Raw genomic sequence first — 11,160 nt, 5'->3', positions numbered from 1 at the left:
CGTCAGCTCAACCGGACTTTCTAATCTATGCAATACGTGTCTACCCGCGCCGCCGCATCGGCCGCTTCGTCTTCTTCCCAACAATTCTCCGACATCCTGCTGGGTGGCCTGGCAGCCGATGGTGGCCTGTTCCTGCCGACCGCATACCCGCAAGTGACCGGCGCCGAACTCGATGCATGGCGCCAGCTGTCCTACGCCGACCTGGCCTACGAGATCCTGAAGAAGTTCGCGACCGATATTCCGGAAGCCGACCTGCGCGCGCTGACCGCCAAGACCTACACCAAGGAAGTCTACAAAAACGCCCGCAAAGGCGAAAAAGCCAGCCAGATCACGCCTTTGCGCGTGCTTGAAGAGGGGGCGAACGGCACCAAGCTGGTATTGCAGGCGCTGTCCAACGGCCCGACCCTGGCCTTCAAGGACATGGCGATGCAGTTGCTGGGCAATCTGTTCGAATACACGCTGGCCAAGCACAACGCGCAGCTGAACATCTTCGGCGCCACCTCCGGCGACACCGGCAGCGCCGCCGAATATGCGATGCGCGGCAAGAAGGGCATCCGCGTGTTCATGCTGTCGCCGCACAAGAAGATGAGCGCCTTCCAGACCGCGCAGATGTTCTCCCTGCAGGACCCGAACATCTTCAACATCGCCATCGAAGGCGTGTTCGATGACGCGCAGGACATGGTCAAGGCGGTCTCCAACGACCTGCCGTTCAAGGCCAAACAGAAGATAGGCACCGTCAACTCGATCAACTGGGCGCGCGTGGTGGCGCAGGTGGTGTACTACTTCCGTGGTTACCTGTCGGCGACCACCTCGAACGACCAGAAGGTGTCCTTCACCGTCCCGTCGGGGAACTTCGGCAATATCTGCGCCGGCCATATCGCCCGCATGATGGGCCTCCCGATCGACAAGCTGGTCGCCGCCACCAACGAAAACGACGTGCTCGATGAGTTCTTCCGCACCGGCGTGTACCGCGTGCGCAAGTCGTCCGAGACCTATCACACCAGCAGCCCGTCGATGGACATCTCCAAGGCGTCCAACTTCGAGCGCTTCATCTACGACCTGGTGGGCCGCGACGGCGACCGCACCCGCGCGCTGTTCCAGAAAGTGGAAACCCACGGCGGCTTCGACCTGTCCGGCAAACCGGGCAGCGACGGCGACGAGTTCAAGCTGGTGGCCAAGTACGGCTTCAAGTCCGGCAAGTCGACCCACGAGGACCGCCTGAACACGATCCGCGACGTGGCCGACGATTACGGTATCGTCATCGACACTCACACCGCCGACGGCATCAAGGTCGCACGCGAGAACCTGGAACCCGGCGTGACGATGATCGTGCTGGAGACCGCGCTGGCCGCCAAGTTCAACGAAACCATCCTCGATGCGCTGGGTGAGGACGCCGAACGTCCGGAAGGCTTCGAGAACATCGAAGACCTGCCGCAGAAGTTCGTCGTCATGCCGCCGGACGTGGAGAAGATGAAAGCCTACATCGCCGCCAACACCGGCCTGTAACCATGAGCGACGAATCCAAGCCCAAGTTCCAGGCCAAGCCGATGCTGGCGGTCGCCGAGGCGCTGGCCCTGATGGCCGCCGCCGCGCGTCCCGTGGCCGACGTTGAAGTCGTATCGACGCTGTCGGCCAACGGCCGCGTGCTGGCGAAGGCGCAGGTGTCGGGCATGAACGTGCCGGGCATGGACAACACGCAGATGGATGGCTACGCGGTACGCGCCGCCGATTGCGCCAGCGGCCGCGCGGCGCTGACGGTGTCGCAGCGCATCCCGGCCGGCCATGTCGGCCAGCCTTTGCTGCCGGGGACCGCCGCGCGCATCTTCACCGGCGCGCTGATTCCGGAAGGCGCGGACGCGGTGGTCATGCAGGAGCAGTGTGAATTGGCCGGCAACGTGGTCACGATCCGCCACACGCCCAAGTCCGGCGAATGGATACGCCGCGCCGGCGAGGACATCACCAACGGCAGCATCATCCTGCCGGCCGGCACGCGCCTGCGCAGCCAGGAGCTGGGACTGGCCGCCTCGGTCGGCCTGGCCGAGCTGCCGGTCAAGCGCAGGCTGCGTGTGGCCGTGTTCTTCACCGGCGACGAGTTGACGATGCCGGGCGAGCCGCTGGCGCCCGGCGCCATCTACAACTCCAACCGCTTCACGTTGCGCGCGCTGCTGGAAAACCTGGGCTGCGAGATCAGCGATTTCGGCATCGTGCCCGATTCGCTGGAGGCCACCCGCTCGGTGCTGCGCGAGTGCGCGCAAGGGCATGACCTGATCATCACCTCCGGCGGGGTGTCGGTCGGCGAGGAGGATCACATCAAGCCCGCCGTCGAGGCGGAGGGCAAGCTGAATATGTGGCAGATCGCCGTCAAGCCGGGCAAGCCGCTGGCGTTCGGCGAGGTGGGGCAGGCCTTCTTTGTCGGCCTGCCGGGCAATCCGGTGTCGAGCTTCATCACCTTCCTGATGTTCGTTCGCCCGTTCGTGCTGCGCCTGCAGGGCGTGACCGAGGCGCTGGCGCCGCGCGCGTTCACCATGCGCGCCGATTTCAACTGGCCGAAGGCGGACAAGCGCAACGAATTCCTGCGCGCCCGCATCAACGCGGCCGGGGGCCTTGAACTGTTCACCAACCAGAGTTCCGGCGTATTGACGTCGACCGTGTGGGGCGATGGCGTGATCGATAATCCGCCGGGCCAGGCCATCGCGGCCGGCGACGCCGTTCGATTTATACCGTTTAGCGAGTTAATGCACTGATGTCTGTTACCGTAAAATTTTTCGCCAGCGTGCGCGAGGCGCTGGGCGCATCGTCCGAGACGCTGGACCTGCCGGCCGGCGTGGGCACCGTTGGCACCTTGCGCGCCCACCTGGCCGCGCGCGGCGAGGCCTGGCAGCAGGCGCTGGGCAACCCGGCATTGCGCATGGCCTGCAACCAGGTAATGTGCGGCGCCGATACGGCGCTGGCCGACGGCGCCGAGGTGGCGTTCTTCCCGCCGGTGACCGGCGGCTGAGGCCTGAGGCCTAGCGCTTTTTAGGCTTGGCGCCGGCGCCGCGCGCCGCGTCCAGGTTATCGCACAAGGCGCAGGCCTGATTGTTGCGGTAGCGGCGCCATGCCGCGTAGGTGAAAATGGCCGCCGCGAACAGCGCCCAGACGGCGGCGCTCACGTAGTCTTCGCGCGCGGTCGAGCCTTTGAACCACTCCACCGCCGCCAGTATCAAAAACAAGGGCACTGCGGCTTGCAAATAGCGTTTAATCCAAAAAGTGGCGCCCATCGTATCTCCTGTACTTTGTCTCATATCGGACCGAATTCATGCAGTCTAGTTTGACACCTTTTCGTGTCGCCGTCATCGGCGGCGGTCCTGCCGGGCTGATGGCCGCCCAAACCCTGGCCCAGGGCGGGGCGCAGGTCGACGTCTATGACGCGATGCCGTCGGTCGGCCGCAAGTTCCTGCTGGCCGGGCGCGGCGGCATGAACATCACGCACGCCGAACCGTATGCCGATTTCGTGACGCGCTACGGCAAGGGGACCGCACCGTTGCGCCCCATGCTCGACGCCTTCGGCCCGCAAGACGTGCGCGACTGGGTGCATGGGCTGGGCGTGGACACCTTCATCGGCACCTCGGGCCGCGTGTTCCCGACCGATATGAAGGCCGCGCCATTGCTGCGCGCCTGGCTGCATCGGTTGCGCGAAAGCGGTGTGCGGTTCCACATGCGCCACCGCTGGCTGGGCTGGCGCGACGACGCGCTGCTGATGGATACCCCCGACGGCGAACTGCTGGTGCGCGCCGACGCGGTGGTGCTGGCCTTGGGCGGCGGCAGCTGGGCGCGATTGGGTTCGGATGGCGCATGGGTGCCGCTGCTGGCGGCGCGCGGCGTCGGCGTGGCGCCGCTGGCGCCGGCCAACTGCGGCTTCGACGTCGACTGGAGCGAGCATTTCAGCAGCCGCCACGCGGGCGAGCCGCTGACCACCGTCGCCATCATCTCCACCGGCGCGGACGGCAAGGAATTCCGCAAGCAGGGGCAGTTCGTCGTCACCCAGGGCGGCGTCGAGGGCAGTTTGATCTATGCCTTGTCGGCCGCGCTGCGCGACCAGATCGCAGCAAATGGCAGCACCACCATCCATCTCGACCTGCTGCCGGACCTGTCGCCGCAGCGGGTGGCGGACGAGGTGGCGCGCCCGCGCGGCGCGCGCTCGATGGCCAGCCATCTGCAAAGCCGCCTTGGCATCAAGGGCGTCAAGGCCGGCCTGCTGCGCGAGTGCCTGGGCAAGGAACAGTATGCGGACGAGGACCAGCTGGCGCAGGCCATCAAGCGGCTGCCGGTGCGCCTGCTGCGGCCACGCCCGATCGACGAGGCGATCAGCAGCGCCGGCGGCGTGCGCTGGGATGCGCTGGAGGGGACGATGTTGAAGTCGGCGCCGGGCGTGTTCGTGGCCGGCGAGATGGTGGACTGGGAAGCGCCCACCGGCGGCTATCTGCTGACGGCCTGCCTGGCCGGCGGCCAGGCGGCGGGACGCGATGTCCTGGCTTGGCTGAAGCGCGGCTGATTTATTCCCAGGTCACGTCGCCGGAACCGGTGCGGCTGACGTTGCGGTTGTCGGGATTGCCGAATACGCGGATATCGCCGCTGCCACGCAGCGTCAGGTCCGCCGACTGCTTGGCGAACACCTGGCTGGTGCCGGAGCCCTTCAGGTTGACCGTCACCTTTTCCGAAGCCAGGTGGCGCGCATCGAGGTCGCCGGAACCGGTCAACTCGGCGTTCAGTGTCTTGCAGCTGCCGGAAGAGGTGATCTGGCCCGAGCCGACCAGCTCCAGCTCCACATTCTCGCTGCTGCCCGCGTTCAGGTTCAGATGGCCGCTGCCATGGGCGCCGGCGGTCAGTTCGCGATAGCGGCCGGTGAAGTTCACATTGCCCGAGCCGTGCAGTTGCAGTTCCAGCTTGTCGCCGTTGAAGCCCGTCACCTTGGTCTCGCCGCTGCTGCGCACCGCCAGCTCTTCCAGCTGCGGCAGCACCAGCTCCACCTGCAATGGGTGGCGCGGATTGAGCAGCATGCCCTTGGTGCCGATGTGCAGGTCGCGGCCGTCCTGGATGGTTTCGATATTGGCCAGCGAACGCTGTTCGCCGCGCACCTTCAGCGACGCCACCGGACCCTGGATCAGAATCAGGTCGATCGGGCCGTTGAGTTCCACCGCGGTGGCCATGGCGTCGATCTTGCGGGTTTCGCTGCCCAGGGCGCGTCCGGCGGAGCTGGTCGGGCTGGTGCTGCCGTAAGCCTTCAACATGCTGTAGCTGATGGCGATCAGGACGAAGGACAGCAGCAACAGGCTGGTCCCGATTTTCAATAATGCGCGCATGGTCATGCCTCCTTAGCGTCCGCGAAGCAGGGACACGTTCATTGCGATATACCGTTTCAGGCCGATCATGGTGTAGCGGGTGACGACGATGCTGATCAGGCAAAGCGCGATCCCGCCCAGTATCAGGCCGAAGCCGATCAGCGACTGGCTGGTGCGGGCGCCGCTGTCGAAATCGGTGGTGATGTGCAGGTCGCCGGTGGCGACCGCCTCGGCGCGGTTCAGCAGGCGTCCGCTGCGGCTCAGGTTCTCGTCGCCGCTGGTGCTGTTGTCGGTGTTGGCCGGGTCCTTGTTGATCTGGACGCCCATGCTGTTGATCGCCATGCGCCAGCCCTGGATATCCTGTTCTTCCTGGTCCGTGTCGAAGTGCGAGTTGGTGAACGCCATCACATGGCGCAGCGGGCCTTCCAGCGCCAGCTCGTTCTGGCCCGACAGGCCGCTCGACACCAGTGCGATGCCGGCGATGTAGAAGGCGAAGGCCGAGATGTAGACGGCGCCCAGCAGCGAGGCGTACACCATCGCCGGGATCACCATGAACAGGTTGAAGATGGCCAGGCCGATGAAGGACACCACCATGCGGGCCAGGTTGACCGGGGTTTTCTTTTGCTCGAAGGCGTTCAGGTGGACGTTGGCGCGCAAGGTCATGGCGACCTTGCGTGGTTCGTCGAGCTCCTTGTACACCTCCGCCTCGCTGCGGCCGGCGACCAGGCCGTCGATGAAGCGCTGCTCGTAATAGGCCAGGGTCTTGGCCACCGTTTCCGGGGGCAGGCCCTGCATGGCCTGTTTGAGCGCGTCGAGGTATGCCTGCTTGTTCATGATATCAAATACCTAATGTTGCGCTGTTGTGTGCCATGGCCATCGCGCTGCTTGCCACCGGCGCGGTCTGCACGATGGCCACCGTGCTGGCCGCGACGAAGGCGATCAAGGCAAGGGTTTTGAGGCTGAGGGCGATGTTCATGTTGATTCCAATGTTGGTCTTTTGTCGATGATGCTACTGTACGCAAGCGCCCGGCCAGGCGCCATCGGCATGAGACAGGCTGCATAAATAGCGGGGCAGACGACCAAAACCGGGGACTAGATGGTGGCCCCCTTGAGCAGCGCGGCGGCGGCGACTCCGCTGCGGACCGCCGATTCCAGCGTGGCAGGGTAGTCGCCGGCGGTGTAGTCGCCGGCGATGACCAGGCCGGGCAGGCCGCTGTCGTTGGCCGGGCGGGACACGCCGGGCGCGCAGGCGTAGGTGGCGCGCTTCTCGGTGATGACCTTGAACCACTTCGGCCGGCCCAGCTCCGGGCGCTGGAAAACCGCCGCCAGCTGGACCGCCACCGCCTCGGCCAGCAGGTCCTGGCTTTGCGCGGTGGCGCTGCCGGAGGCGCTGATGACCACCGCCAGCAGGCCGGCCTGGCCGGCGTCGAGCTGGCCGCGGTCGAACACGAACTGGCCCCATTGATGGTTGTCCGGGTCGTCCAGCAGGGCGAAGAAGGGCAGTTCCAGCCGGGTCGCGGCGTCGTATTGCAGGTAGCAGGTGGTGATGGCTTCCGGCTCGAACGCGGTCAGCTGGCTGCACAGGGCGGAGGTGTCGCAGTCCGGTATCGCGTGCAGTAGCGTGGCGGCTTGGCTGGCGCCGGTGGCCAGCACCACGCCGCTGAAATAGGTGCTCCAGTTGCCGCCCACGGCGGCGCCGCTGATGTCGAGCTGCCACAGGCGGCCTTCGATGGAGCGCAACGCCTGCACCTTGGCGCCGGTGCGCACCGAGCCGCCGTGCGCCTCGACGTAGGCCGCCGCCGCCTCGGGCAGCAGGGCGGACAGGTCGGCGCGCGGCAGCAGCATGTCCGAGGCGCTGCGTTTGGCGCCCAGGCTGTCGCGCAGCACGTTGAGGAAGACCTGGGCCGAGGCGCGTTCCGGCGGCGTGTTCAGGGCGGCCAGGCAGAGCGGGCGCCACATCAGCTGGATCAGGCGCGGCGTCTGGTCGAAGCGTTGCAGCAGTTCCGTCACGCTGCAATCGGTGTGCAGGGTCCAGCCCATCCAGCGCGCGGTGGTGGAGAAGCGCGCCAGGCTGAGTTTATCGGCGCGCTGCAACCCTTTGGCGCGCAGCAGCGCCAGCGCCAGGTGCAGCGGCGCGGGCAGGCGCGGCGCGACGAAGTTCATGCCGCCGCTGCCGGCCGGGTAGCGCATCTGCAGCGGAAGGGACAGCAAGGCCTGCTCGCGGTCCACGCCGGTCAGCTTCATCAGCCGCAGCGTTTCGCTGTAGGCGCCCAGCAGGATGTGCTGGCCGTTGTCCAGGTGGCGGTGGTCGGTTTCGATGCGGCGCGCGCGGCCGCCCAATGTGCGCGCGGCCTCCAGCTGCGTGACCTTGTAGCCGGCGCGCGCCAGTTCGACGGCCGCCGCGCAACCGGCCCAGCCGCCGCCGATCACCGCGACCGCGCGCGAAGTCAGCCCCGGCTCGACCTTGCCGGTGCGCTGGTCGGCGACTTCCTTAGCCACGAATGTAGGTCTTCCACGCCAGCCAGAGCTTGCGGATCGGCGTCAGCGAAATGCGCTGCGTGAGCACGTGGAAGCCGTCTGCCTGCACTTCGTCCAGCAGCGTGCGGTAGATGGCGGACATCATCAGGCCGGGGCGCTGGGCGCGCCGGTCTTCCTTCGGCAGCAGCGCGAAGGCTTCGTCGTAAACCTTCTGCGCGCGCGCGGCCTGGAAGGCCATCAGCTTTTCGAAGTTCTCGCTGTGGCGGGCGTTGAGCAGGTCGGCGGCGGTCACGTTGAACTGCTGCAGCTCGTTAATCGGCAGGTAGATGCGGCCCTTGCGCGCGTCTTCGCCGACGTCGCGGATGATATTGGTCAGCTGGAAGGCGTGGCCCAGTTTTTCCGCGTACAGCAGCGTCTCCGGGCGGGTCGCGCCGAAGATGCTGGCCGACAGGATGCCCACCACGCTGGCCACGTGCCAGCAGTACTTGGTCAGCGCCGCGTAGTCGAGGTAGCGGGTCTGGTTCAGGTCCATCTCCATGCCGTCGATGATGGCCTGCAGGTGCTGCTGTTGCAGGTTGTACGGACTCAGGTGCGGCTGCAGCGCCTGCGTGACGGGGTGGGTCTGCTGGCCTTCGTACATGCTGGCGATTTCCTTGCGCCACCAGGCCAGCTTGATGCGGGCGACCGATTCGTCGGTGCACTCGTCGACTGTGTCATCCACTTCGCGGCAAAACGCATACAGGGCGGTGATTGCGCGGCGACGCTCCGGCGGCAGGAACAGGAAGCTGTAGTAGAAACTGGAGCCGCTCTGGGCGGTCTTTTGCTGGCAGTAGTCGTCGGGAGACATGGATAAAAAAGCAAGGATGACATCGAAGCCGCTATTCTATAGGTTAAGTGTAACAATGTGGGCCACTGTCGGCACAGCGGGCATGGATTGGAGTACAGTTCCAAGTTCTCAATTAAACAAGATTGTTCACTAGCTAAGGGGAACTTCCATGAATGCCACTGGCCGTCCGGAAGGCTGCAACACCGTCACACCCAACTGCATCGTCAGCAATGTGGCCGATGCGGTCGCGTATTACCAGAAGGTATTCGGCGCTGAAGAATTGTTGCGCCTGCATACGCCGGATGGCAAAGTTGTGCATTGCGAGCTGAGGATAGGCGATTCGCGCATCAACCTGGGTGAATCCATGGAGGGCTGGCCGGAGCAGCCGCTGCTGGCGCAGATCTACGTGCCGGACGCCGATGCCACTGTGGCGCTGGCGATCGAGTCCGGCGCGAAGGCGCTGAGCCCGGTCGGCAATATGTTCTTCGGCACGCGCGAGGGGCGGGTGATGGATCCGTTCGGTAATACCTGGACCATCGCCACGCATCAGAAACAGGTCTCCGGCGCGGAAATGCAGCGCCTTTTGAATGAGATGTATGCATGATACAAATTCGTGAAATCGATCACCTGGTGCTGCGCGTCGTCGATCTGGCGCGCATGCTTGACTTTTACTGCGGCGCGCTGGGTTGCACGATCGAGCGCCGGCAGGATGAAATCGGCCTGGTGCAATTGCGCGCCGGCGGCAGCCTGATCGACTTGGTGCCGGTGGATGGCAAGCTGGGCCGCGTGGGCGGCGCAGCGCCCGGCGCCGAAGGGCGCAATATGGACCATTTCTGTCTGCGGGTGGAGCCCTTCGACGAGCCGGCCATCCGCGTCCATCTGCTGGCGCACGGAGTGAAGGCAGGGCAAGTGGAATCGCGCTACGGTGCGGAAGGAGAGGGGCCGTCCATCTATCTGACTGACCCGGAGGGCAATGTTGTTGAGTTGAAAGGTGCACCAAATCAACTGTGACGACGGGTTGTTATCATCGGGGATACAATATGTTACGTTTCCCTGGAGATGCCCCGTATGTACCAGCAGTCAGCCGCCGCCATCTTGTTCATTCCACTGTTATGGGGCTGCGGCCGCGCGCCAGCCGCGGCCGATGTCCCAATGAAATCCGCTACCTATTACGAAATGCACCTGCAGGAGGCCGCGCAGGTGGCGAGCCGCTGCCATCTGCTCAATGAACAGCAACAGCGCAAGCTCAGCGGGCGCGATTACCAGGAGTGGCGCATTTCGAATGAATGGGCCAATTGTCATACCGCGATATCGGTGACGGACGCGGCCGCGCTGCGCGATTCGCTGCTCAAGCCGCCACCGTCGCACGGGGCGAACGCGGCGCTATCGCCTTAAGCTGCCTGCGCGGCGGCGGCCAGGCGGGTCGGACAGCACCCGCACGATGACGCTGAATGGAATGTTCCTGCGCACCAGAAACTCCGACGCGAATGCCCGTCCACGGCTTTGCAGCAGGTTCACGCCCAATTCCACCACTTTCGATGTTTCCAAATCCGGTCGCGACGACCGATCTTCCATAATCATAATGCCACCTCTCCATTTTCCGGGAAGGTAGCATGGGGAAGGAACATTGTGCAGCGGAAACGATCTAATCGTGCTCGGCTATTTTTGGACTGCGGGATCGCCTCAAGCGGTCCTCAATACCGCCTTCATCCGCTTCTTCATCCGCACGGCCGCCCAGAAAATACCCAGCCAGTCGCGCCTGGTGAGCTTGGGCCGGTGCAGGAATACGTCGTATTCGGCCGCCTCGATCGCGTCCAGGATGCGCAGGCCGCCTTGCACCACCATGCGCAGCTCGAAACCTATCCGTCCATTCAGGCGCAGGGCCAATGGCGCGCCGCTTCGCATCAGCGCGCGGGCGCGGTCCACTTCAAACTTCATCATGGAGCGCCAGCGGGGGCGGGCGCTGGCGTGGTCGAGCGCCGCCGGCGAAATGGCGTAGCGGCTCAAATCCTCCAATGGGATGTAGATGCGCTCCTTATGGATGTCGATCGCCACATCTTGCAGGAAGTTGATCAGCTGCAGTGCGGTGCAGATGGCGTCGGAATCGCGGATATTCTCTTCATCGGCCTGGCCGTACAGGTGCAGCATCATGAAGCCGACCGGATTGGCCGAGCGGGCGCAATAGTCCAGCAGCGCATCGTAGGTGGCGTAGCGGCTCACCAGCACGTCCTGTTTGAAGGCCGACAGCAGGTCGAACAGCGGCTTGAGCGGCAGGTCGTACTGGCGCACCACCTGCGCCAGCCGCTCGAACATCGGATCGTGCGGGGTGCCGCCGGCCTCGATCTGGGCCAGCGCGGCTTCATAGGCGTTCAGCTCGGCAAGCCGCTGCTCGGGCGCGGCGTCGCCCTCATCGGCGAGGTCGTCGGCGCTGCGGGCAAAGGCGTAGATCGCTTCCACCGCCGGCCGCAAGCGGCTGGGCAGTAGAAAAGATGCAACAGGGAAATTCTCGTAGTGATCTACCGGCATAAAACTGGC

At 65.0% G+C, this 11,160-nt stretch carries 15 protein-coding genes; 7 read left to right on the top strand and 8 right to left on the bottom strand.

Annotation, left to right across the window (positions count from 1 at the left end):
• Positions 1-27 precede the first annotated feature (27 nt).
• From thrC to moaD, 3 genes are read left to right on the top strand one after another with little or no spacing between them, the layout of a single operon-like run.
• Positions 28-1,506 carry a threonine synthase gene (thrC, locus tag GTP90_RS06590; protein WP_161082737.1) on the top strand — a complete coding sequence of 493 codons (1,479 nt, stop codon included), beginning with the start codon at positions 28-30 and terminating at the stop codon, positions 1,504-1,506.
• Positions 1,507-1,508: 2 nt separating this feature from the next.
• On the top strand, positions 1,509-2,744 hold the full coding sequence (locus GTP90_RS06585; RefSeq protein ID WP_161082736.1) for a molybdopterin molybdotransferase MoeA: 1,236 nt from the start codon (positions 1,509-1,511) through the stop codon (positions 2,742-2,744).
• Positions 2,744-2,998 (top strand): molybdopterin converting factor subunit 1, encoded by a 255-nt coding sequence (moaD, locus tag GTP90_RS06580; RefSeq protein WP_161082735.1) that lies wholly within the window; start codon positions 2,744-2,746, stop codon positions 2,996-2,998. The genes GTP90_RS06585 and moaD overlap by 1 nt, the downstream gene beginning before the upstream one ends.
• Before the next feature lie 10 nt (positions 2,999-3,008).
• On the opposite strand, the gene GTP90_RS06575 is transcribed toward moaD, so the two are convergent.
• Positions 3,009-3,260 (bottom strand): hypothetical protein, encoded by a 252-nt coding sequence (locus GTP90_RS06575; RefSeq protein ID WP_161082734.1) that lies wholly within the window; start codon positions 3,258-3,260, stop codon positions 3,009-3,011.
• Between the two features lie 38 nt (positions 3,261-3,298).
• Between GTP90_RS06575 and GTP90_RS06570 the strand changes: the two genes are divergently transcribed.
• Complete coding sequence (locus GTP90_RS06570) at positions 3,299-4,534, top strand: TIGR03862 family flavoprotein (protein WP_161082733.1); 1,236 nt, start codon at positions 3,299-3,301, stop codon at positions 4,532-4,534.
• A 1-nt stretch (position 4,535) separates the two neighbouring features.
• Here the strand turns inward: GTP90_RS06570 and GTP90_RS06565 are convergent, their stop codons facing one another.
• The 5 genes from GTP90_RS06565 to hpnD all read right to left on the bottom strand — a co-directional run bounded on the left by GTP90_RS06565 (position 4,536) and on the right by hpnD (position 8,646).
• Positions 4,536-5,342: a head GIN domain-containing protein gene (locus tag GTP90_RS06565; RefSeq protein ID WP_161082732.1), complete on the bottom strand. Its 807-nt coding sequence runs from the start codon at positions 5,340-5,342 to the stop codon at positions 4,536-4,538.
• A gap of 12 nt (positions 5,343-5,354) precedes the next feature.
• Positions 5,355-6,155, bottom strand: a complete 801-nt coding sequence (locus GTP90_RS06560; protein ID WP_161082731.1) for a DUF1700 domain-containing protein — start codon at positions 6,153-6,155, stop codon at positions 5,355-5,357.
• A 4-nt stretch (positions 6,156-6,159) separates the two neighbouring features.
• Positions 6,160-6,297, bottom strand: a complete 138-nt coding sequence (locus tag GTP90_RS06555) for a hypothetical protein (protein ID WP_161082730.1) — start codon at positions 6,295-6,297, stop codon at positions 6,160-6,162.
• 116 nt (positions 6,298-6,413) lie between these two features.
• Positions 6,414-7,820 carry a hydroxysqualene dehydroxylase HpnE gene (hpnE, locus tag GTP90_RS06550; RefSeq protein WP_161082729.1) on the bottom strand — a complete coding sequence of 469 codons (1,407 nt, stop codon included), beginning with the start codon at positions 7,818-7,820 and terminating at the stop codon, positions 6,414-6,416.
• On the bottom strand, positions 7,813-8,646 hold the full coding sequence (gene hpnD, locus GTP90_RS06545) for a presqualene diphosphate synthase HpnD (RefSeq protein WP_161082728.1): 834 nt from the start codon (positions 8,644-8,646) through the stop codon (positions 7,813-7,815). Before hpnD ends, hpnE begins: the two co-directional genes overlap by 8 nt.
• 148 nt (positions 8,647-8,794) lie before the next feature.
• Between hpnD and GTP90_RS06540 the strand changes: the two genes are divergently transcribed.
• The 3 genes from GTP90_RS06540 (at position 8,795) to GTP90_RS06530 (ending at position 10,020) form a co-directional block, all read left to right on the top strand.
• Positions 8,795-9,229: a VOC family protein gene (locus tag GTP90_RS06540; RefSeq protein WP_161082727.1), complete on the top strand. Its 435-nt coding sequence runs from the start codon at positions 8,795-8,797 to the stop codon at positions 9,227-9,229.
• The gene (locus tag GTP90_RS06535; protein WP_161082726.1) at positions 9,226-9,636 is read left to right on the top strand and encodes a VOC family protein; all 411 of its coding nucleotides are present in this window, start codon (positions 9,226-9,228) and stop codon (positions 9,634-9,636) included. Before GTP90_RS06540 ends, GTP90_RS06535 begins: the two co-directional genes overlap by 4 nt.
• An 84-nt stretch (positions 9,637-9,720) precedes the next feature.
• Entirely contained in the window at positions 9,721-10,020 is a 300-nt protein-coding gene (locus GTP90_RS06530; RefSeq protein ID WP_161082725.1) for a hypothetical protein, read from the top strand.
• On the opposite strand, the gene GTP90_RS06525 is transcribed toward GTP90_RS06530, so the two are convergent.
• Positions 10,009-10,206 (bottom strand): hypothetical protein, encoded by a 198-nt coding sequence (locus tag GTP90_RS06525; RefSeq protein WP_161082724.1) that lies wholly within the window; start codon positions 10,204-10,206, stop codon positions 10,009-10,011. The two genes, GTP90_RS06530 and GTP90_RS06525, sit on opposite strands and share 12 nt — an antisense overlap.
• Positions 10,207-10,308: 102 nt before the next feature.
• Positions 10,309-11,151: a squalene synthase HpnC gene (gene hpnC / locus GTP90_RS06520; RefSeq protein WP_161082723.1), complete on the bottom strand. Its 843-nt coding sequence runs from the start codon at positions 11,149-11,151 to the stop codon at positions 10,309-10,311.
• Positions 11,152-11,160 lie beyond the last annotated feature (9 nt).

Origin of the sequence: Duganella vulcania, from assembly GCF_009857655.1 — a bacterium.
Classification (GTDB): Bacteria; Pseudomonadota; Gammaproteobacteria; order Burkholderiales; family Burkholderiaceae_D; genus Rugamonas; species Rugamonas vulcania.
The sequence above is the reverse complement of the archived record's forward strand: the minus strand, read 5'-3'. Positions and strand labels throughout refer to the sequence as shown.

Coding starts and splice junctions, on each gene's coding strand:
- thrC (WP_161082737.1), top strand. CDS start 28: ATGCAATACGTGTCTACCCGCGCCGCCGCATCGGCCGCTTCGTCTTCT.
- GTP90_RS06585 (WP_161082736.1), top strand. CDS start 1,509: ATGAGCGACGAATCCAAGCCCAAGTTCCAGGCCAAGCCGATGCTGGCG.
- moaD (WP_161082735.1), top strand. CDS start 2,744: ATGTCTGTTACCGTAAAATTTTTCGCCAGCGTGCGCGAGGCGCTGGGC.
- GTP90_RS06575 (WP_161082734.1), bottom strand. CDS start 3,260: ATGGGCGCCACTTTTTGGATTAAACGCTATTTGCAAGCCGCAGTGCCC.
- GTP90_RS06570 (WP_161082733.1), top strand. CDS start 3,299: ATGCAGTCTAGTTTGACACCTTTTCGTGTCGCCGTCATCGGCGGCGGT.
- GTP90_RS06565 (WP_161082732.1), bottom strand. CDS start 5,342: ATGCGCGCATTATTGAAAATCGGGACCAGCCTGTTGCTGCTGTCCTTC.
- GTP90_RS06560 (WP_161082731.1), bottom strand. CDS start 6,155: ATGAACAAGCAGGCATACCTCGACGCGCTCAAACAGGCCATGCAGGGC.
- GTP90_RS06555 (WP_161082730.1), bottom strand. CDS start 6,297: ATGAACATCGCCCTCAGCCTCAAAACCCTTGCCTTGATCGCCTTCGTC.
- hpnD (WP_161082728.1), bottom strand. CDS start 8,646: ATGTCTCCCGACGACTACTGCCAGCAAAAGACCGCCCAGAGCGGCTCC.
- GTP90_RS06540 (WP_161082727.1), top strand. CDS start 8,795: ATGAATGCCACTGGCCGTCCGGAAGGCTGCAACACCGTCACACCCAAC.
- GTP90_RS06535 (WP_161082726.1), top strand. CDS start 9,226: ATGATACAAATTCGTGAAATCGATCACCTGGTGCTGCGCGTCGTCGAT.
- GTP90_RS06525 (WP_161082724.1), bottom strand. CDS start 10,206: ATGATTATGGAAGATCGGTCGTCGCGACCGGATTTGGAAACATCGAAA.
- hpnC (WP_161082723.1), bottom strand. CDS start 11,151: ATGCCGGTAGATCACTACGAGAATTTCCCTGTTGCATCTTTTCTACTG.